This window comes from Nocardia neocaledoniensis, from assembly GCF_029868625.1.
Taxonomy (GTDB): domain Bacteria; phylum Actinomycetota; class Actinomycetes; order Mycobacteriales; family Mycobacteriaceae; genus Nocardia; species Nocardia neocaledoniensis_A.
The window spans coordinates 1-18,764 of sequence record NZ_JARWOJ010000021.1; the positions used below are offsets into that span (position 1 = coordinate 1).

The following is an 18,764-nucleotide window of genomic DNA, read 5'->3' on the forward strand; positions in this document are numbered from 1 at the left end:
GGTCGACGACTCCTCTGACCGGCCGCGCACCCGCTTGGTGGACACCCCGCAGCGATAGCCCAGGCCGACGACGAGTTCCTCGACATCACGGAACAGGCGCTCGCTCGTGATGGCGAACTGCACGGAGCCACCGTGGGTGACGAGCAGTCGCCGCGGCAGGCCGAGGGGGCTGGCCATCGAGGGCGCCGCGACCGGGTCGGGCGGCGCGACCAGGGCGCCGAGCACCAGGCCCGCCGCGACCGCGGTCGCCGGATTCCAGGCGTGGAACACCGCCGCGACCGCGACGGCGGTGACGAGCACCAGGCCGACCGCGCGCAACGCGATGATCTGCCAGTTCTCGGCGAACTGCCGCCAGGAGGTGCGCCGGGCCGCGGCGTAGAGCAGCGGCGGCAGCACCAGCGGGAGGATGAGCTCGGGCGGCACGTTCAAGCTGGGCACCGCCGGGATGAGCGCGAGCAGACAGCCGAAGACGGTCATCAGGATCGAGGGCGCGACCCCGATGCGGCCGCCGAGCGATTCGGCGAGCACCGCGGCGAGCAGGATCACCAGAGTGAGCACCAACTGGTCCATAGCGGATCAGTCTCATCGACTACGACGGCGGGCGTGGGGCGACCCGCCGACCGTCAGGGCCGCACGGCCGCGGCGGGCGGGACGAAGATCGGCGGCAACGGGAACGGCAACTGGATGACCGGCGGCGGGGGCGGCGGCGGCGCGGGCGGCGGTTCCGGCGCGGGGACGGGTTCGGGTTCCGGCGGCGGGGGCGGCTCGTAGGCGGGCGGTTCGTAGACCGGTGGCTCGTACACGGGCGGCGGCGGGGCCTGGATCGGCTCCGGCTCCGGCGGCGGGGGTGGCGGCGGTGCTGGGGCGGGCGGGACCGCGGCGTCGGGTGTGGTGACCGTGCAGGTCCAGGCGCCTGCCGCGTCGACCTGCCAGTGCGCGATGATGCCGCCGGCCGAGCAGTTACCGCCGACCCGGCGCGCGGGCCACGGTGGCGCGAAGGCCACGGCCTGTCCGGAGGCCTCGTCCGCCGAGGCGGGCGATTCGGCGCCCATCTGGTTCACCCGGTCGTTCTCGTCGCCCTGGTTCGCGCGCATGACCAGGCCGAGTGCGACGACCAGCGCGAGCAACGCGGCGAGTACCGCCGCGATCGCGATCACCCGGGTTCTGCTGCTCTCTGCCATCGCACCGCCTTCGCCTGCGGATGGATCTGGACTCGCCTCGTCCAGCAGGCTACCGCACGGTTGCTCGGTGGCGCTCCTGGTCGAGCGGACTGCACTGGCCAGGGCACATACGTATATTCAGTGGTTGCCAGATGTTTACTTGATCGCGACCCGCACCTTCACCGCGTCGGCGTCGGTGTTGTGCAGGGCCTGGGCGATCAGCGCGCTCAGATCGAGCTGGGGGCCGGTCGCGGTGATCGACTCCGTCAGCGGGCGCAGTCCGGGCAGCAGCGCGGAGAGTTCGGGACCGAGCTCGTTCAGCTTCGCGGTGAGCTCTTCCAGGAACGGCACGAGGCCGCCGTCGCGCAGGTACATCTCCGGGTCGCCACCGGCCGCGCTCACCCGGCCGACCGACTCGACGAACTCGTCGATGACCTGGCTCAGGCGCACGAACGCCGGCGCCGCGGCGGAGGTGGCCGGGCCCGCCCAGCCGATGTCACCGGAGACGTATTCGAAGTTGTTCTGCAGCTCGGCGATCGCGGGGGCGCGGCTCATGATGGCGGCGGCGAGCAGATCACCCGCGCGCGCCAGCTCGGGGATGACGTTCTCGGTGCCGGTCATCGCCTGGCCGAGGGTGTCGACCAGCGAGCCGACCACGGCCGGATCGAGCTGCTCGACGGTCTTGGTGACCAGCCGCGCCACCTCGGGAATCGACATCGGGGTGCGCACGTTCTCCCCCGCCAGCCGCTGCCCGTCGCTGAGGTAGGGCCCGTTTCCGTCGCGCGGCACGAACTGCACGTACGGCTCGCCGAGCGAGGACAGGTGCTCGATGGTGACGATGCTGCTCATCGGCACCTTGTTCTCGGCGCCGAACCGGAACCCGACCTCGACGCCGCCGGACGCGCCGGGGTCGACGGCGGTGACCTTGCCGATCTCGATGCCGGTCAACAGGATCGGCGAGCCGACGCTGAGACCGCCCGAGTTGGCCAGTTCGATCGAGGCCTCGGTGTAGTCGGCGAACGGGTCGACCTTCACGACGCCGAAGGTCAGGTAGCTCGCGCCGAGCACCGTGATGGCGGCGATGCCGGTCAGCGAGGCGAGGGCACCGATCTTCATCGCACCATTCCGATCATCCGCAGCGCCGTGACGATCTGCTCCACCTGTTCCTCCTCGGACAGCTGGACACTGGTGACGTTCACCTTCGGTCCGCGTTCGGCGAAGGGAATCACCTTGTCGCGCAACAGCGCCGTCAGCAGCGCCATATTGGTCGAGGAACGCAGGTCGGCGGAGCCGCCGGTGGCCAGCGGCAGGAAGGCGGTGGCCGCCGCGTCGCCCGCGCCCGCGATCGGGGCCAGCCAGGTCAGCGAGGAGCCGACCGGGCCGAGCGCCTGGAAGATCGCCATCGTCTTGGCGATCGAGTCCTGGTTGCCCGAGAGCGAGCGCACGGCCTCGGGGGTGAGGATGTTCGTCAGTTCGGCCTCGATGCCCACCATGATCTCGGCATTGGCGGCCAGGCCGTTGACCAGCAGGTCCACCTGGTCCAGGTTGGCGGCGAGGTCGGCGGCGTCGGCGCCCATGACCGCGGAGATGCGCGCGGTCTCCTTCGGGTCGCGCGGCATCACCGAGTTCACCCGCCCGATCATGTCCTGCAGCTGACCGATCGCGCCGCCCTGCACGAACAGCGCCATGGTGGCCATCGTGTCTTCCAGCTGCACCGGCGGTTTCGTGTGGTCGATGCCGATGGTGCCGCCGTCGCGCAGCAGCGTGCCGAAGCCGTCCTTGGGGGTGGTCAGCGAGACATGGATGTCGCCGAGGATGGTGTCCTGACGCAATTCGGCGATGGTGGAGGTCGGCAGCTGGACCGAGTCGCGGATGTCGGCCTCGACGACGACGTAGCCGCCACGACCGGCGGGCGCGTCGGCGGGCTGGATCACCCTGACCTTGTCGACGGTGCCGATCTCGGCGCCGTTGGCGATCACCTTCGACTTGGCGGGCAGGTTCAGCGCGCTGCTGAACTCGATCTGCACCCGATAGGTCGGCCCGCTGACGCTCGATCCCGGTACCGGCACCTCGGCGGGGTCGAAGCCGCAGCCGCCGACCGCGAGCCCGGCCGCGAGCGCCAGCGCGAGCGCGGTGCGCCGCACACTCTTTCGTCGCACGTTCATCGGGCACCTGCCATTCCCAGCACGAGCTGGACGAGGTTCACATCGGTCAGTCCCGCCGCCGGATCGGGGCACCGGCCCGGGACCAGCGCGTTGAGCGCGCCGCACACCTGGTCGGCCTCGGCGGTGGGCAGCGCCACCTTCGGCGGGGCGTAGGTGATCGCGGTGCCGCCCGCGACGCTCTGGAACGCGGAGGTCAGCGCGGGCATCTTCAGCACCACCTCGCGCAGCGATCCGACGTTGGCGCGCAACAACTTCACCAGCGGGACCGCGCCGTCGAGCGCACCGATCAGCGGGTCGCCGAGGATGGTGGCGAAGTCGTTGAGCATCGGCAGCAGCTCGCGCAGGCCGTCGAACAGCGATGTGGCCGGGCCGAGCAGGTCGTCGGAGGACTGGTTGAGCAGCGGCGCCAGCCGGACGAGCATCGTCTGCAGGTCGCCCCAGTTGGCGGCGACCCGGTTCGAGACCGAGGCGAAGGCGTCGAAAAGCCCGGCCAGATGCCCGATGTCGGCATCGGGCTGGTTCATCGCCGAGCCGAGCTTGTGCACCAGTTCGTTGATCGTGGGCCCGGTGCCGACGGTCGCGCGGTCCAGCGAGGCGAGCCCGTCGACGAGCGCGCTCGGCTGACCGGCCTCGGCACCGGAGAGCTGTTCGGACAGGCTCGCCAGCGCGGTGAGGGTCTCGGTGATGCTCTTGGGAGTCAGGGTCTTGGTGATGCAGCCGCCGGACAGCGGCGTGGTGTCCGTGCCGCTGGACAGCACGGCCAGATTGCGGTCGGCGGCAACGGAATACGCGACCGTGGTCGCCGACGCGTCGGCGAGGACCGGGTATTCGGCGTCGACCTCGAACTCCACCCGCACCTTGGGGCCCTCGTTGCGCACCGCGGTCACCTCGCCGACATCGATGCCGCGCATCGTGACGTGGTTGCCCGGGTAGAGCCCGATCGCGTCGGGCATGAGCGCGCAATAGGATTCGGTCTTCTTCAGCGGATCGAAGGCGACGAAGTAGCCGCCGATGACCAGCGCCACCAGCACGGCGACACCGGCGATCGACATGAACGCCTGGGATCCGAGGAGTCGTTTCAGCATCAGCACGCCTTCCCCGGCAGCGGCACACACACGGCGGACTGGTCGACCACGATGCCCGCCTCCGGCGTGGCCAGTTCCGAGAGCTTGGTCTGCAGGCTCGACACCGTCCCGAGCAGCGGCTCGAACCGGCCTTCGAGCTCGCGCAGCCGCGGCAGCGCGTCGGCCAGTTCCTGCGCCTTCGGTTTCAGGGTGGAATCCCAGCTCGGCGCCAGCCCGGCGAGCCGGTTCACCACCGAGACCAGCAGGCGGACCGCCTCGGCCAGCTCGGCCTTCTTGCTCAGCAGCACGTCCTCGAGCAGGTTGACATTGTCCATCAGCCTGCCGAGATCGGACTTGGCGCCGTCGTACATGGAGATGTACTCGTCCAGGATCGCGATCGAGGTCGACACCTGGGAGCGCTGGCGATCGAGCATGTCGACGTACTTGCCGACGGTGTCGAGGGTCGAGCGCAGCGCCTCCGGGGACGCCGCGATCGCGGAGTTGGCCGCGGCCAGGTTCTGGCGGACGGTGTCGCCGTCGACGGCGGCCAGCGGCGCGGTCGCGTCCTGGAACGTCTCGATCAGGCTGTAGGGCAGGCGGATCCGGTCCGCGGGGATCGGCTCGTCACCCAGCGGCCGCGAGCCGGCCGGGTACAGCGCGACGTAGTGGCCGCCGACGACGGTGAGCATGCGGACGTCGAGGGAGGTCTGGTCGCCGACGAACACGTCACGGTCGACGGTGAATTCCATCAGCACCTTGTCCGGCTTCAGCTCGAGCGAGGTGACGCTGCCGACGGAGATGCCCGCCAGGCGCACGTCGTCGCCCTCGCGCACCGACTGCGCCTCGCTGAGTTCGGCGGTGTAGGTGTGCTTGCCCAGCGGCACCACGTAGACGATGCCCGCGCCGATGATGAACAGGACGACCAGGCTCAGGCCGATGATGCCCATCCGCAGTTCGCGGGCGCGCTTGCTCGCCTCGTCCATGATCGGGCGGTCGCCCGAGAAGAACTTCAGGCGTTGCATATCGTCACCTTCTGTCCGGCGATCAGTACCTGCAGCGGGGCGGGCACCTCGGCGGCGCCGTTGCTGCAGTGCGGCGTGAAGTCGGCGAAATCGCGCGAGAGCGAGGCGTCGACGGTGGCCAGCAGGCCGGGCAGGCGTCCGAACACGTCGACGGCTTGCGCCGGATCCGGGAACAGGCCGCGGATCAAGGCGTCTACCTCGGCGCTGCCGCCCTCGACCAGGCCCAGCGAGGCGAGCAGCCGGTCCACCGGGGCGAGCACCGACGGCGCGGTGGCCGCGAACTGCGCGACGCCGCCGATATTGCGCTGCATCGCCTCGAAGATGTCGGTGAGCCGGGCCAGCAGCGGCAACAGGTAGCCGACGCGGCCGCCGTGCCGGTCACCCAGCGTCGACAGGTTGCGGATGAGGGTGTTGATCACCTGCTGGCGATCGTCGGCGTAGCTCGCGAGCTCGTCGATCGCGGTCAGCGCGGGACCGAGGCCACTGCCGTCGCCCTCGATGACGGCGAGCATGCTGGCGGTGAACTGGTTGATCGCCTCCGGCGACAGCGTCGCCAGCACCGGCTTGAGGCCGCTGAACAGGCTGGTCACGTCGAAGGACGGGACGGTCATGTGCGCGCCGATCCTGGCGTCGGCGGCGATCCGGTTGCCGGGGGTCGGCGCCTGCTGCAGGTCGATGTAGCGCTGGCCGGTGAGGTTCTGGTAGCGAATGGCCAGCTTGCTGTTGTCGTAGATCGGGGTGTCGGTCTTGACCGTGAGGTGCACCTTGGCCTTGTCGCCCTCGAGGCTGATCTTCTCGACCTTGCCGACCTGCACGCCGAACATCCGCACGTCGTTGCCCACCTTGAGGCCGTTCGCGTCGGTGAACAGGGCGTCGTGGGCCTCGGTGTCACCGGAGACCGGCCGCTTGATCAGGGTGAAGACGAGTCCGAGCACGGCCAGCATGACCAGCGCGAACACGCCGAGTCGCAGGGCGACACCACCGACCTTCATCACGCACCGGCCTTTCCGAACAGCGGCACCGCGATCGCGGGCACGCCGCTGAGCTCGACGTCGAGGTTGAGGACGGGGCCGTCCGGGCCGTCGGGCATGGCGCCGCGCAGGTTGGTGAGCAGGGCGGTCAGGTCGGCGCCGGTCTGCCGCGGGTTCGGCGACATCTGGGCCAGCGCGTACAGCATGGGCGCGAGCATGTCGGTGGTCTCGGCGAAGTGACCGCCCGCGGTGGTCAGCGTCGTGGTCAGGGCGGGCAGGATGGCGCCGCCGATCACGCCGACGCCGATGTCGTAGCGCTCCTTGTCGACCTGGGTCACCTTGATCTCGCTGAGCTTGTCGATCACCTGCATGGTGGCGCCGGCGAACTGACCGCCGCCGTCGAAGGCGGGGCCGAGCTTGCCGAACAGCTCCGAGGGCGCGACGTCCTGGTTGTCGGCGATGGTCTTGGCGACCGTGATCAGCGCCTGGACCAGCGGCGTGAACGCCTTGAAGTCGGCGGCCAGCTGGGAGATGACCGTGGCCATCTGCGGGCTGGTCACCGTCATGCCGACCTGCGAGAGACTGCGCAGGATGGCGCTCATCGTGGCGTCGTAGACGCGGCCGGAGTTGGCGCCGGTGAAGTCGAGCACCGCGCCGGGGCGCAGCGGCTCGCCGCCCGGACCGCGGCGCAGTTCGATCTCGGCGATGCCGAACAGGTTGGTCGGGGCGTAGTCGACGGCGAGGCTGTCGTCGACGCCGTGCAGCCGATCGGCGTCGAGCAGCAGCGCGATCCGCTGGGTGCCGCGCTCGCCGGGGGTCACCTCGGCGACCTCGCCCACGGTGACGCCGTCGACGCGCACCTGGCTGCCCGCGCTGATGCCGTCACCGAGATGCTCGGTGTGCAGCGCGATCCGCAGGCCCTCCTCGGTCTTCAGATTGTTGTAGGCGACGGTGGCCAGCACGACCGCGGCGATGACGCCGAGGATGATCGCACCCGTCAGTCGCGACGTGCGCCGATCGGCCGCGACGCCGGGCATTCCATAGTTAGGCACGCACTCACCCCGTAAAGCTGATCGCCGAGTTGAAGCCCCACAGCGCGATCGACAGCACCATGTCGATGGCGACGATGGCCACCGAGCTGGCCCGCACCGCGCGGCCGGAGGCGATACCGACGCCCTCGGGGCCACCGGTGGCGAAGAAGCCGAAATAGCTGTGCACCAGGATCACGACCGTGCCGAACACGGCGACCTTGATGACGGCCGCGATCATGTCGAAGCCGGAGATGAACTGGAAGAAGTAGTGGTCGTACACGCCGGCCGACTGCCCGTAGACCATCGTGAGCAGCCCGCGGCAGGCGCCGTAGGACAGGATCAGCGCGATCAGGAAGGTCGGCACGATGGCGATGGCGCCCGCGATGACGCGGGTGGTCACCACGAACGGCACCGAACGCAGGCCGAGCGCCTCGATGGCGTCGATCTCCTCGGAGATGCGCATCGAGCCGATCTCGGCGGTGATCCGGCAGCCCGCCTGCGCGGCGAAGCCGATGGCGGCCGCGATCGGGGCGAGTTCGCGGGTGGTGGCGTAGGCCGAGATGACACCGGTCACCGGGCCCATGCCGAGCATGTCGAGCGAGGCGAAGGATTCGACGCCGACCGAGGCGCCCATCACCAGGCCGAGCACGATCATCATCGGGACGGTGCCGCCGCCGACGATGATCGACCCGCGGCCCCAGGTCATGTCGGTGACCGCGCGCAGCGTCTCGTCGCGGTAGCGGCGCAGCGTCAGCGGCACCGAGGACAGCACCTGCCAGACGAAGACCGCGATGAAGCCGAGTGATTCGCCCGCCGAGGCGACGCGCTTGCCGACGCGGGCGGGCTTGCGCAGCCAGTGCAGCGAGGTGGGGATATAGGAGGAGGCAGCCATCACGCCAGCTTCGTCGGCAGGAACATGGCGCTGATCTGCGTGCCGAGCAGGTTCACGATGGCGATCGAGACCACCGAGAGCACCACGGCCGCGTTCACCGCGTCGGCGACGCCGCGCGGTCCGCCCTTGGCCTCCAGCCCGCGCTGGCAGGCGATGACGACCACGAGGAAGCCGAAGATGAGCGCCTTGAGCAGCGACACCCACACGTCGCCGACGGTGGCGAAGGAACCGAAGGTCGACCAGTAGCTGCCCGGCGTCACTCCCTGGCCGCCGACGGCGACCGCGTAGCCGGCGATCACGCCGACGAAGATGATGAGCACATTGAGCATCGGGGCCACGATCAACATGGCCGCCATGCGCGGGATCACCAGCCGGTGCACCGGGCTGATGCCCATCGTGTTGAGCGCGTCGATCTCCTCACGGATGGTGCGCGCGCCAAGGTCGGCCGCGATCGCCGCCGCGCCCGCGCCACCCAGCAGGAAGCCGGTGGCGATGGGGGCGCCCTGCTTGATGACACCGAGACCGCCGGTGGCGCCGAGCATCGAGTCCGCGCCGAGGCTGTGGATCAGATTGCCCACCTGCAGCGAGACGATCACGCCGAACGGGATGGCCATCAGGATCGCGGGGATCGCGGTGACCGTGATCAACCGCCAGGCCTGGATGAGCGTTTCCCGCCACTGGAACTGCCCCCGCGCGACGTCACCGACCGTGCCGGTCACCGACTCCCGCGCGAGGTCGACCGCCCGCCCGAAGGTGCGCAGTGACGACACGATCGTGGCGGTGAAGTTCTCGCGGACGATCCGGGTAGCGGAATCCGGCTTCGCGGAGTGCAGATCGGTGGACATCAGCGATGCCCCCTGCCCACTCGCGAAGGGCGGAGCATGGTGCGGGTCACGCCTGCAAGCTAACCGGTACTCTGCGTCACAACAAAATTTCCGGGTGGTGACCCTCGTCGCTTTTCCACGGTTTCCATGACAGAACCATGGTTCCTGTGATCTACCGCACGGCGGCTACGGACTTGCGGCCAGGAACACGAAAGCGGCGAACAACGCCAGGTGAACGCCACCCTGCAACAGCGTGGCGCGGCCCGGAACGATGGTCAGCGTGCTCACCATCACCGTGAGCGCCAGCAACACCAGCTGCGTCGCGCCGAGGCCGAGGATCAGCGGCCCGTCGAGCCAGATCGTGGCGACAGCGATCACCGGAATGGTGAGACCGATGCTGGCCATCGCCGACCCGAGCCCCAGATTCAGCCCGATCTGCACCTGATTGCGCCGGGCCGCGTTCACCGCCGCGAGCGTCTCCGGCAGCAGCACCAGCATCGCGATCACCACACCGACCGCGGAATGCGGCAGCCCGGCCGAGGCCACCGCCGACTCGAGCGCGGGCGAGACCACCTTGGCCAGGCCGACCACACACACCAGCGCCAGCACCAGCAGGCCGAGACTGATCAGCGCGGCCCGCGTGGTCGGCGTCGCGTCGTGCGCGTCGGTGTCGTCGACCGCGCCCGCGTCCTCCACCGGCAGGAAGTCGTCGCGGTGCCGCACCGTCTGCACCATCACGAACAGCCCGTACAGCGCCAGCGAGGCGACCGCCGCGAAGGCCAGCTGAGCGGAGGAGAACTCCGGACCGGGCTGGCTCGTGGTGAAGGTGGGCAGCACCAGGCTCAACGTGGCCAGCGTCGCGACCGTGGCCAGCGCGCCGCCGGTGCCCTCGGAGTTGAACACCGCGATCCGCCTGCGCAGCGCGCCGACCAGCAGTACCAGCCCGACGATGCCGTTGCAGGTGATCATCACCGCGGCGAACACGGTGTCGCGCGCCAGCGAGGCCGTCTTCTCGCCACCGGAGATCATCATCGTCACGATCAACGCCACTTCGATCACGGTCACCGCCACCGCCAGGATCAGTGACCCGAACGGCTCGCCGACCCGGTGCGCGACCACCTCGGCGTGGTAGACCGCCGCCAGCACCACCGCGACCAGCGCCGCGCTCACGACCGCGACGACTCCCCCCGGCACGTCGCGCCCCCAGGTGAGCAAGAGCAGGAGTGCGGCCAAGAAGGGGGTGAACATGGTCCATCTGGTCGTCAGTGCGGCGATCATGATCTCCATCGTTCCAGGTCCGCGCGCGCGGCCCCGGATACGCGCATCGAAGATCGCCCGATGGATTCCCCGGGACCGCCCCCATGGGGAACAATTCAGCGCGTGCGGACCCAGTTCACCCTCGAGCTCGTTGCCCTGTCCAACGATCTCACCCTGATGTCGCGCCTCGCCCACGACTCGACACAGCGGGTCACCGAGGCTCTCGCAGGCGCCGACCTCACCGCGGCCTACGAGGTCTTCGCCCTCGACGAACAGCTCCAGGAGATGTTCGCCGCCTGCGAGAATCGCACGATGGCGTTGCTGGCCCTGCAGGCGCCGGTCGCGCGCGATCTACGCCATGTGGTGACCGCGATCCAGATCGCCGGGGAACTCTCGCGCATCGGACGCCGCACCGAAACCGCCGGTCAGTACGTGTATCGCGCGCATCCGCGGGCCGTCGCGCCGGAGCCGGTCGTCGATCAGCTGGTGGCGATGGGCACCCTCACCGCGGAATGCGTTGCCGGCGTGGCTGCTTCGGTGGCCACCGGACGCTTCGTCGCCGACGACGGGACCGCCGCGGCGGCCATGGAGCAGCGGTGCCGCGAGTTGCGCACGATGCTCTCGGCCGGCGAGACCGGCGTCGACACCGGCACCGCGATCGATCTGGCCTTGCTGGGCAGTCAATTCCAGCGCTGCGTCGACCACGCCGCTCGCATCGCCCGGCTGATCCGCTTCCTGGACACCGGCATCCCGCCGGAGACCGGCACACTGCCCGACTGACCCACCCCGCGCTGTGATGTCGGTCACTCCGGGTTTACGCCGCGTTCCGACAGGTCACCTCCGTCGATAGGTGAACGCTATTGAGCCGCAATCGCATTGCGCTGCCCTGTGCCGAAGGTCATAGCCGACAATCGGATACGACGCCGGGCGCGGCCGTTAGGTTGTGCCGGTTCATTTTCGACGAAGCGTGTGGGTGGTACGGGCATGAAGTGGTCCTCGATCAGCGGCTCTCCTCTGGGTAGGGCGCTGTTGGCGCTGGCAGGCGCGGTGCTGCTCGCCGTCGTACTGACCGTCGCGAATTCGTTGCTGGACAAGGTGAGTCCCACCGCGCCCGGCCCGGGGTCGGCGACCGCGGCGACGGTCTCCGGCAAGGAGATCGGCGATCTGATCGGCAAGCTCGTCGTCGCGAAGGAAGGCCCGATGACGGGCTACACGCGCGAGCAGTTCCCGCACTGGGACACCAACAAGCCCGAGCACGGCTTCACCGGCGACCTGGCCCAGTACGCCAAGTGCACCAGCCGCGAGGTGATGATGCTGCGCGACGCCACCGGCGGGGTCACCCTCGATCCGAAAACCTGTGAGCTGAAGGTGCCTTCGGGCGCGGGCTGGCAGGACCACTACGGTTTCATCGACAAGAAGACCGGGCAGCTCGGCCCCTACAAGTTCATCACCGACCCGTCCAAGGTCGACGCCGAACACATCGTCGCGCTCGCCGAGGCCTGGCGCTCCGGCGCCGCCGACCGCGACGAGGACACCCGCCGCCGCATCGCCAACGACTCGATGAACCTGGTCGCCGCCGATCCCTCGGCCAACCGCTCCAAGGGTGATCAGGACCCCGCGAACTACTTGCCGCCCGGCGAATTCCGGTGCGTCTATGTCGAGCATTACGTCAAGGTCAAGATAAAGTACGCCCTGACCGTTGATACCGCCGAGCACACCGCGTTGCGCACCGCAGTCGACGACTGCCTCCGCCGAGGAGAGTTCAAATAAGCGAGACGATCGAGATCACCGCCGAGAGCGCCGTCATGACCGAAGAGGAAGGGACGGTGTCCGGCGAGCTCGACGTCATGCTCGACGACGCGGGCCACGGTCTCGTCCGCTATCGCGGCACCGACACCTGGTACACCATCGGCAATATCGAGGGCGAACCACCGCGGGCGTGGGAGAGCATCGCCGACCTGGTGAAGGCGATCAAGAAGGTCGCGGGAACCCGCGACGTGGCCGGGAACACCGTGGTCTTCGAGGCCTGACGCCGACGCCTGGCAATCTGGTAGCTATGCCGATTGCCTCTTTCCGACCTCCCACCTGTGAGCTCGCGTGGTCGACGCTGGGCCGCCGGCTGCCGCTCGCCGCGACACTGCTGGCCGTCGCCCTGACGCTCGTCGGCGTGCTCACCTGGCAGGTCAACAACGACGCCGGGATCATCCGGATCGACCCGCGGGTGCTCGACTGGATGATCGCCCACCGTGGCGAGCCGCTGACCTCCGTCGCCCGGTTCGTCACCGATCTGGGCGACACCCTCTCGATGACGATTCTCGCCACGCTCACCGTCGCGTGGTTCGCCACACGCCGGGACTGGTCGACCGTGGCGCTGGTGGCGCTCACCTCGGCGGGCGCGGGTGTGCTCGTGGTGGTGATCAAGCGGCTCGTCGGCAGGCACCGGCCGCCGGAGGTGTCCCGGCTGGTGGCCGAGCCGAGCCTGTCCTATCCGTCCGGCCACACTCTCGGCACCACCGTGGTGGTCGGCATCGTCGCGCTGACCGTGATTCCCGGCCTGCGCCACCGGTGGGTGCGCCTGGCCGCCACCCTGTTCGCGGTGCTGTTCCCGATCGCGGTGGGCCTGTCCCGGATCTACCTGGGCGTGCACTGGAGCACCGACGTGCTGGCCGGCTGGATCTTCGGCCTGGCCTGGCTGACTTTGTGCGTCACCGTCTTCGCCTGGGTGCATCGCGACCATTTCGCCCCGGACAGCACGATCGATGCCCCGGCGACCGTGTCCGGGCGGCGATGAGACCTCGCCGCTTCACCGCCACCTTCGATGAACTGGCGGTCGTTCGCCATCGCCATCGACGTCACTCTCGCGGAGCTCCCTCTGGAGGCGTTCCTGCCCGCCGACGCCGAGCCGCGCGCATCCCGCGCTTGCGGGCCGAGCGCCGCTGAACCGATCCCGAGGACTGCCTACGGTCGTGTCGCGGCCCCGTCCCTGGGTGTCGACAGCCGAGGGACGGGGCCGATCGATCAGCGGGTGGCGGTCGCCGGTTCCCGCTGCACCGGGGCGTCCCAGTCGATGCGGTAGCGGCGCTCGGCGCCCATGGTCTTCTCCGGGTTCATCACCGTCCTGACCATCAGCGGCATCATCGCGTTCATCATCTTGCGGGCGAACGGGCCGGGCGTCTTGCTGTGGTTGATCTTCGCCGCGCGGGCGGTGATGCCCTCCACCCTGGACCGGCGCAGCCGCTCGTACGCCGCGAAGGCCTCGGTGGGCGAATCGATGTCGCGCAGGCAGCGGGCCAATTGCACCGCGCTCTCGATCGCCAGCGAGGCGCCCTGCCCCGAGCTGTTGGAGGGCGCGTGCACCGCGTCGCCGACCAGCACCATCCGGTCCCGGTACCAGTGCGGCACGGGCGGCATGATGTGCAGCGCCCCGGTGATCTCCAGGTTCTCGGCCGTGGTGCGGCGCGCGAATTCGCCGCCGGGGGTGTCGGGCGCGTACGTCTCGCGCAGGATCCGCAGCCAGCGCTCGGCCGGGACCGCGCGGGCCTCGGTCAGCGACAGATACTGCTTGCTCGGCAGATTCGCGCCCCAGGTGACGTGCCCGTCGGCCTCCTTCCAGTACAGGTAATAGGCCTTGGCGCCGAAGGCGAACACCATGGTGTCGTCGGGCAGGTCCAGGTCGTAGGCGATCCGCGCGCCGAACCCGAGCATGCCGGTGTAGCCGGGACCGGGCGCGGCCGGGTCGATGAGTCCGCGCACGGTGGACCGGATGCCGTCGGCGCCGATCAGGATGTCGGCGGTCGCGGTGGTGCCATCGGTGAAACGCGCGGTCACGCCGTCGGCGTGCTCGTCGACATCGACCAGCCGCTTGTCGTAGGTGAACGGCACTCCGGCCGCGACCGCGTGATCGTGCAGCACGCGGTGCAGCTCACCGCGATCGACGACCTGCAGGGGCGGCTGATCGGCCAGCACAGGCAGGATGTGTTCGCGGCCGCCGACGGACAGTCGCGACCCGGCGACCGGGAGCGCGATGGCGCGCACCGCGTCACCGGCGCCGAGCAGGTCCAGCGCGGCGACGCCGTTGGGGGCGAGCGCGAGCCCGGAACCGATGCCGTCGGAGGGCCCCGAATAGGCCTCGTGGACACGGGCTTCGATGCCCGCTTTACGCAGGGCGGTGGCGACGACGGGTCCGGCGATGCCGCCGCCGATGACGAGTGCGGAACGGGTGGTGGACATGGGTGATCTCCAGATCTGATCTGCGCGCCACCCAGCTATCCTGTGGTTGCCAGCCTCGTAGCCGGGTGCGCGTGCGTACTGCGGGTGTCGGGACGGTTCCCGGGCTCGGTGGGGTGTTGCCGCACACCACCGGGTCCGGGTTTTCTGTTCGCGGGAGCTAGTCGTTCCCCCTTTCGCCGAGTTCGGCGATCCGCGCGGCGGGCATGCCTTCGGCGTGCCATCGCTGCCAGCGGTCGAGTCCGTCGAATTCGCCGGTGCGCAGTTCCTCGCGCAGGGCGCGCGTCCATCGCGCCTCGGCCTCCAGCATCGCCAGGCCGTACTCGGATTCGATGACGAACAGCCGGGGCAGGGTGCCGGTCAGCGCGGCGAGGTCGGTTCTGGTGCGTTCGATGATCTGCTCCAGCGCGGCGATCCGGTCACCGAGCAGGTCGATCACCTCGGCGGGCGGGAGCACCGCCAGCACCGAGAGGCCCGCGGTGAAGCGGCGGTGTTCGGGTTCGGGCGCGGCGATCAGTTCCCTCGTCCAATCGGCCATCTCGGCGCGGCCCGCGTCGGTGATCCGGTAGATCACCCGCTCGGGCCGGGCGCCGTCGCGTTCACTGCCCACCACTTCGAGGAAGCCGGCCTTCGCCATGTTCTGGACCACCGTGTAGAGCGAGCCCCACTTGATGTCCATGTCCTTGTCTTTGCCGTGGGCGCGCAGGGTGGCGGCGATCTCGTACCGGTGCATCGGCCGCTGCACGATCACCGACAGCACAGCGAGCGCCAGCAGGTTGTTCACTTTGCGCTTCGCGGCCATGCCCGCCTCCTTACTCGTCTACGAATATACGTCGACGAGTATTCGGCTGGCAAGGAGTCAGACTTTGACCGGTTCGGCGTCCGCGCCCTGTTCGAGCAGCTTGCCCGCGATATTGGACAGCGCCTCGTCGAGCAGGGCCCGGTCGGCCGGGTCCTGGTAGTTCCAGTCGTCGAGCCGATCGCCCAGCCAGCGCCGCCAGCCCGTGCGCAGCACCTCGACCTCGGCATCGCCCGCTTCGGTCAGCGCCATGGTGCCCGCGTCGTCACGCAGCAGGCCGTCGTCGACGGCTCGCCGGAAGACCGGAACCAATACCTCCACCGGCAGCCGATGCCGGTAGGCGATGGCGTACACCGTGGCGGGCATGCCCTGCTTGCCGTAGAGGTAGACCTGCCCGAGCGCCCACGCGGTGTCGGGGCCGAGCCTGCTGCCCGCCGCCGAGATCAGTTCCGGGATGATCGGCTTCTCGGCGCGAGCCTTGCGCACGGTCGCCGCGACCGCCCGTTCCAGCTGCACCACGCGGTCGTCGGAGTCGGGCATGGAGAAGCCCTCGCCGATATCGCCCGCACCGTGCCTGGCACTGTCGCGCAGGCGCACCTGCGGGAGGAACCAGGCCACCACGAATCCGATCAGCGCGACCGGGATCACCCAGCGGAAGACATGGTCGATCGAGTTCGCGTAGGCATCGATGATCGGCGCGGACCGCTCGATCGGCAGTTCGCGCAGGACCTGCGGATTCGCCGCGGCTTCCGGCGGGACGCCGGGTGACTGCCGCAGCGCCTCGGCGAGCGCGGGCCCGCTCCGATTGTTGTAGAGGGTGCCGAACACCGCGGTGCCGAAGGCGCTGCCGAGCGTGCGGAAGAAGGTCACACCCGAGGTGGCGGTGCCGAGGTCGGCGTAGGGCACCGTGTTCTGCACGACGATGGTGAGCACCTGCATCGACAGGCCGAGGCCGGCGCCGAGGATCAGCATGTACAGCGACTCCAGCCACACGCTGGTCTCCCGGCCCATCGTCGACATCAGGGCCAGGCCGAGCGCCATCACCGCCATGCCGACGATCGGGAAATAGCGGTAGCGCCCGGTGCGCCCGACCACCTGCCCCGAGAAGATCGAGGTGATGAACAGGCCGACGACCAGCGGCAAGGTGCGCACTCCCGACACCGTCGCCGTCGCGCCGTCGACGTATTGCAGATAGGCGGGCAGATAGGTCATCGACCCGAGCATCGCGAAGCCGACGATGAAGCTGAGCACCGACGACACCGTGAACACCCGGCTGCGGAACAGGCGCATCGGCAGCATCGGCGCCACCGCCCGGTTCTCCACCATGACGAACCCGACCAGCAGCGCCACGGCCAGCACGAACAGCCCGATGATCTGCCAGGAACCCCACGGATACTCGTTGCCGCCGAACTCCAGCCCGAGGATCAGCGCCGAGACACCGAGCGCGACAAGGCCGATGCCCAGGTAGTCGATCACCGGCCTTGCGACCGCGCGCAGCCGGGGCAGGGTGCGCGCGGCCATCGCGATCATCAGGATCGCCAGCGGCACATTGACGTAGAAGCACCAGCGCCAGCTGGCGTGATCGGTGAACAGCCCGCCCAGGGTGGGACCGACGACGGTGGTGATGCCGAAGACCGCGCCGAGCGCGCCCTGGTACTTGCCGCGCTCGCGCAGCGGAATGGTGTCGGCGATCAGCGCCATCGAGGTGACCATCAGCCCACCGGCACCGACGCCCTGGATGCCCCTGGCCACGATCAGCACGCCCATCCCGGGCGCGAGGCCGGCCAGCACCGAGCCCGCGATGAAGATCAGGCCGCTCACCTGGAAGAGCAGTTTGCGGCCGAACAGGTCACCGAGCTTGCCGGCGAGCACGGTCGCGACGGCCTCGGCGAGCAGATAGGCGGTCACCACCCAGGCCATGTGTCCCGCGCTGCCGAGATCGGCCACGATGGAGGGCAGCGCGGCCGAGACGATGGTCTGGTCCAGCGCGGCCATGAGCATGCCGAGCACGACCGTCGTGAAGATGATGTTGATCTTGGCCTTGCTCATCGGCGCGACGGGCTCGTCTACAGCGACACCATCCGGCATGGCCCCAGTATGGGCTTTCTCGTCGCGCCCGGGACTTCAGTGACACGGCAGCAAATCGTCAACGATCCTCAGCGCACGGCGTACCCGCGGAGGCCGGGTTCGAGCGCGTCGAAGGCGACGCGGGCGTATTCGACCATGGCCGTGGCGATCTCGCCGTTGGGCTCGCCGGCGAGGGTGCGGCGCAGGATCTCCTCGAACAGCACCCGGTGCACCCCGGCGAGCTGAGCCGCCGCCACCCGCGGGGTGATGTCCTCGGGCGCGGCGCCGGTGTCCTCGGCCAGCGCGCGGGCCAGCGCGGCCTCGCGGTCCTCGTTGAACTCGCGCAGCCGCGCCACCAGCGCGGGACTGTCGGTGATCATCTTCGCGAACGGCAGGCCACTGAAGCCGATCACCGCGTCCTGCGCCGCCACCGCCGTGAGATAGGCGCGACGCAGGGCGGCCAGCGCCGACTCCCCCGGCGCGCGATCGCGCACGACCGCGGCGAGTTGTCCGGCGTAGACCTCGCCCAGGTCGAGGGCGAGATCTTCCTTGCGCGGGAAGTAGTTGGTGACGGTCATCTTGGCCACCTCGGCGGCCGCGGCGACATCGGCGATGGTCACTCTGTCGAATCCGCGGGCCAGGAACAGCTCGGTCGCCCGGTGCGAGATCTGCTCCCTGGTCTGCTGTTTCTTCCTGGCGCGGAGCCCCTGCTGCGTGGTCATGCCATCACCATAGCTGAAGTCGTCACAAATTTATGATTGACATATTTTTATGTCCATTCTAAGTTTGTGTTCGTCGCCGAGCGCGACACCGATCGAAGGAGACAGCGCATGCCGCACGGACCCGATATCGCCGCCCGACCCCGACTCATCCGCATTACCGACGAAGGAGCAGCCGATATGGCCCGATACACGACGATGCGACCAACCCTCGACGACGCGGTCCGCGAGATCCTGACCACGTCCGAGACCCTGCCGCTGCCGAGCCCTCGCCGCACCGGCGCGCCCGATCCCGGCGCGTCCTATCCGGTGACGCGGCGCCGGGCCACCGGCTCGGCCATCCGTTGCGCGCAGACCAGGTCGACGACCGTGCGCAAGCCCCTGCGGATTCCCGGGCGCTGACCCACCGGGTGGGGGCGGTCCGTCGCGGCGGGGCCCCCCCCCCCCCCCGCCACCCCCCCCCCGGGGGGGGGGGGTGGGTGGGGTGCTCGAACACGTCACGCGCCGAGAAGACCAGGTCGGCGGTCCGGCCCAGGGACACCAGCTGGATCGACAGGATCGAGTCA

Annotated in this window: 20 protein-coding genes; 5 read left to right on the forward strand and 15 right to left on the reverse strand. The window is 69.5% G+C overall.

Annotation, left to right across the window (positions count from 1 at the left end; translation table 11 throughout):
• The 11 genes from QH270_RS00600 to QH270_RS00650 form a co-directional block, all read right to left on the reverse strand.
• A partial coding sequence (locus tag QH270_RS00600; RefSeq protein WP_280338382.1) for a cation:proton antiporter occupies positions 1–570 on the reverse strand: 570 nt, incomplete at its 3' end.
• Positions 571–623: 53 nt separating this feature from the next.
• Positions 624–1,181: a hypothetical protein gene (locus QH270_RS00605; protein WP_280338383.1), complete on the reverse strand. Its 558-nt coding sequence runs from the start codon at positions 1,179–1,181 to the stop codon at positions 624–626.
• Positions 1,182–1,316: 135 nt separating this feature from the next.
• Entirely contained in the window at positions 1,317–2,276 is a 960-nt protein-coding gene (locus QH270_RS00610) for an MlaD family protein (protein WP_280338384.1), read from the reverse strand.
• Entirely contained in the window at positions 2,273–3,325 is a 1,053-nt protein-coding gene (locus QH270_RS00615) for an MlaD family protein (protein ID WP_280338385.1), read from the reverse strand. Before QH270_RS00615 ends, QH270_RS00610 begins: the two co-directional genes overlap by 4 nt.
• Positions 3,322–4,410: an MlaD family protein gene (locus tag QH270_RS00620; RefSeq protein ID WP_280338386.1), complete on the reverse strand. Its 1,089-nt coding sequence runs from the start codon at positions 4,408–4,410 to the stop codon at positions 3,322–3,324. The genes QH270_RS00615 and QH270_RS00620 overlap by 4 nt, the downstream gene beginning before the upstream one ends.
• Complete coding sequence (locus tag QH270_RS00625; RefSeq protein ID WP_280338387.1) at positions 4,410–5,411, reverse strand: MlaD family protein; 1,002 nt, start codon at positions 5,409–5,411, stop codon at positions 4,410–4,412. The genes QH270_RS00620 and QH270_RS00625 overlap by 1 nt, the downstream gene beginning before the upstream one ends.
• Positions 5,399–6,403, reverse strand: a complete 1,005-nt coding sequence (locus tag QH270_RS00630; RefSeq protein WP_280338401.1) for an MlaD family protein — start codon at positions 6,401–6,403, stop codon at positions 5,399–5,401. Before QH270_RS00630 ends, QH270_RS00625 begins: the two co-directional genes overlap by 13 nt.
• Positions 6,403–7,434: an MlaD family protein gene (locus QH270_RS00635; protein ID WP_280338388.1), complete on the reverse strand. Its 1,032-nt coding sequence runs from the start codon at positions 7,432–7,434 to the stop codon at positions 6,403–6,405. The genes QH270_RS00630 and QH270_RS00635 overlap by 1 nt, the downstream gene beginning before the upstream one ends.
• 4 nt (positions 7,435–7,438) lie before the next feature.
• Positions 7,439–8,305, reverse strand: coding sequence for an MlaE family ABC transporter permease (locus QH270_RS00640; protein ID WP_280338389.1), 867 nt, complete (start codon positions 8,303–8,305; stop codon positions 7,439–7,441).
• Positions 8,305–9,150, reverse strand: a complete 846-nt coding sequence (locus QH270_RS00645) for an MlaE family ABC transporter permease (protein ID WP_280338390.1) — start codon at positions 9,148–9,150, stop codon at positions 8,305–8,307. The genes QH270_RS00640 and QH270_RS00645 overlap by 1 nt, the downstream gene beginning before the upstream one ends.
• Before the next feature lie 165 nt (positions 9,151–9,315).
• Positions 9,316–10,407: a calcium:proton antiporter gene (locus tag QH270_RS00650; RefSeq protein WP_280338391.1), complete on the reverse strand. Its 1,092-nt coding sequence runs from the start codon at positions 10,405–10,407 to the stop codon at positions 9,316–9,318.
• Between the two features lie 102 nt (positions 10,408–10,509).
• Between QH270_RS00650 and QH270_RS00655 the strand changes: the two genes are divergently transcribed.
• The 4 genes from QH270_RS00655 to QH270_RS00670 all read left to right on the forward strand — a co-directional run bounded on the left by QH270_RS00655 (position 10,510) and on the right by QH270_RS00670 (position 13,177).
• Entirely contained in the window at positions 10,510–11,166 is a 657-nt protein-coding gene (locus QH270_RS00655; RefSeq protein ID WP_280338392.1) for a phosphate signaling complex PhoU family protein, read from the forward strand.
• Positions 11,167–11,370: 204 nt separating this feature from the next.
• Positions 11,371–12,156: an HNH endonuclease family protein gene (locus QH270_RS00660; protein ID WP_280338393.1), complete on the forward strand. Its 786-nt coding sequence runs from the start codon at positions 11,371–11,373 to the stop codon at positions 12,154–12,156.
• Between the two features lie 35 nt (positions 12,157–12,191).
• Positions 12,192–12,416 (forward strand): hypothetical protein, encoded by a 225-nt coding sequence (locus QH270_RS00665; RefSeq protein ID WP_280338394.1) that lies wholly within the window; start codon positions 12,192–12,194, stop codon positions 12,414–12,416.
• Positions 12,417–12,442: 26 nt separating this feature from the next.
• Positions 12,443–13,177 carry a phosphatase PAP2 family protein gene (locus tag QH270_RS00670; RefSeq protein WP_280338395.1) on the forward strand — a complete coding sequence of 245 codons (735 nt, stop codon included), beginning with the start codon at positions 12,443–12,445 and terminating at the stop codon, positions 13,175–13,177.
• A 227-nt stretch (positions 13,178–13,404) separates the two neighbouring features.
• On the opposite strand, the gene QH270_RS00675 is transcribed toward QH270_RS00670, so the two are convergent.
• From QH270_RS00675 to QH270_RS00690, 4 genes are all read right to left on the reverse strand, one after another.
• Positions 13,405–14,616: an FAD-dependent monooxygenase gene (locus QH270_RS00675; protein ID WP_280338396.1), complete on the reverse strand. Its 1,212-nt coding sequence runs from the start codon at positions 14,614–14,616 to the stop codon at positions 13,405–13,407.
• 157 nt (positions 14,617–14,773) lie between these two features.
• Entirely contained in the window at positions 14,774–15,415 is a 642-nt protein-coding gene (locus tag QH270_RS00680) for a PadR family transcriptional regulator (protein WP_280338397.1), read from the reverse strand.
• Between the two features lie 57 nt (positions 15,416–15,472).
• Positions 15,473–17,500 (reverse strand): MDR family MFS transporter, encoded by a 2,028-nt coding sequence (locus QH270_RS00685; RefSeq protein WP_280338398.1) that lies wholly within the window; start codon positions 17,498–17,500, stop codon positions 15,473–15,475.
• A gap of 68 nt (positions 17,501–17,568) precedes the next feature.
• A complete protein-coding gene (locus QH270_RS00690) occupies positions 17,569–18,201 on the reverse strand; it encodes a TetR/AcrR family transcriptional regulator (RefSeq protein ID WP_280338399.1) in 633 nt (210 codons plus the stop codon).
• 177 nt (positions 18,202–18,378) lie between these two features.
• On the opposite strand from QH270_RS00690, the gene QH270_RS00695 reads away from it, so the two are divergent.
• Entirely contained in the window at positions 18,379–18,600 is a 222-nt protein-coding gene (locus QH270_RS00695; RefSeq protein ID WP_280338400.1) for a hypothetical protein, read from the forward strand.
• Positions 18,601–18,764: the final 164 nt, after the last annotated feature.

Coding starts and splice junctions, on each gene's coding strand:
- QH270_RS00605 (WP_280338383.1), bottom strand. CDS start 1,181: ATGGCAGAGAGCAGCAGAACCCGGGTGATCGCGATCGCGGCGGTACTC.
- QH270_RS00610 (WP_280338384.1), bottom strand. CDS start 2,276: ATGAAGATCGGTGCCCTCGCCTCGCTGACCGGCATCGCCGCCATCACG.
- QH270_RS00615 (WP_280338385.1), bottom strand. CDS start 3,325: ATGAACGTGCGACGAAAGAGTGTGCGGCGCACCGCGCTCGCGCTGGCG.
- QH270_RS00620 (WP_280338386.1), bottom strand. CDS start 4,410: ATGCTGAAACGACTCCTCGGATCCCAGGCGTTCATGTCGATCGCCGGT.
- QH270_RS00625 (WP_280338387.1), bottom strand. CDS start 5,411: ATGCAACGCCTGAAGTTCTTCTCGGGCGACCGCCCGATCATGGACGAG.
- QH270_RS00630 (WP_280338401.1), bottom strand. CDS start 6,403: ATGAAGGTCGGTGGTGTCGCCCTGCGACTCGGCGTGTTCGCGCTGGTC.
- QH270_RS00640 (WP_280338389.1), bottom strand. CDS start 8,305: ATGGCTGCCTCCTCCTATATCCCCACCTCGCTGCACTGGCTGCGCAAG.
- QH270_RS00645 (WP_280338390.1), bottom strand. CDS start 9,150: ATGTCCACCGATCTGCACTCCGCGAAGCCGGATTCCGCTACCCGGATC.
- QH270_RS00650 (WP_280338391.1), bottom strand. CDS start 10,407: ATGATCGCCGCACTGACGACCAGATGGACCATGTTCACCCCCTTCTTG.
- QH270_RS00660 (WP_280338393.1), top strand. CDS start 11,371: ATGAAGTGGTCCTCGATCAGCGGCTCTCCTCTGGGTAGGGCGCTGTTG.
- QH270_RS00665 (WP_280338394.1), top strand. CDS start 12,192: ATGACCGAAGAGGAAGGGACGGTGTCCGGCGAGCTCGACGTCATGCTC.
- QH270_RS00670 (WP_280338395.1), top strand. CDS start 12,443: ATGCCGATTGCCTCTTTCCGACCTCCCACCTGTGAGCTCGCGTGGTCG.
- QH270_RS00675 (WP_280338396.1), bottom strand. CDS start 14,616: ATGTCCACCACCCGTTCCGCACTCGTCATCGGCGGCGGCATCGCCGGA.
- QH270_RS00680 (WP_280338397.1), bottom strand. CDS start 15,415: ATGGCCGCGAAGCGCAAAGTGAACAACCTGCTGGCGCTCGCTGTGCTG.
- QH270_RS00685 (WP_280338398.1), bottom strand. CDS start 17,500: ATGCCGGATGGTGTCGCTGTAGACGAGCCCGTCGCGCCGATGAGCAAG.
- QH270_RS00690 (WP_280338399.1), bottom strand. CDS start 18,201: ATGACCACGCAGCAGGGGCTCCGCGCCAGGAAGAAACAGCAGACCAGG.
- QH270_RS00695 (WP_280338400.1), top strand. CDS start 18,379: ATGGCCCGATACACGACGATGCGACCAACCCTCGACGACGCGGTCCGC.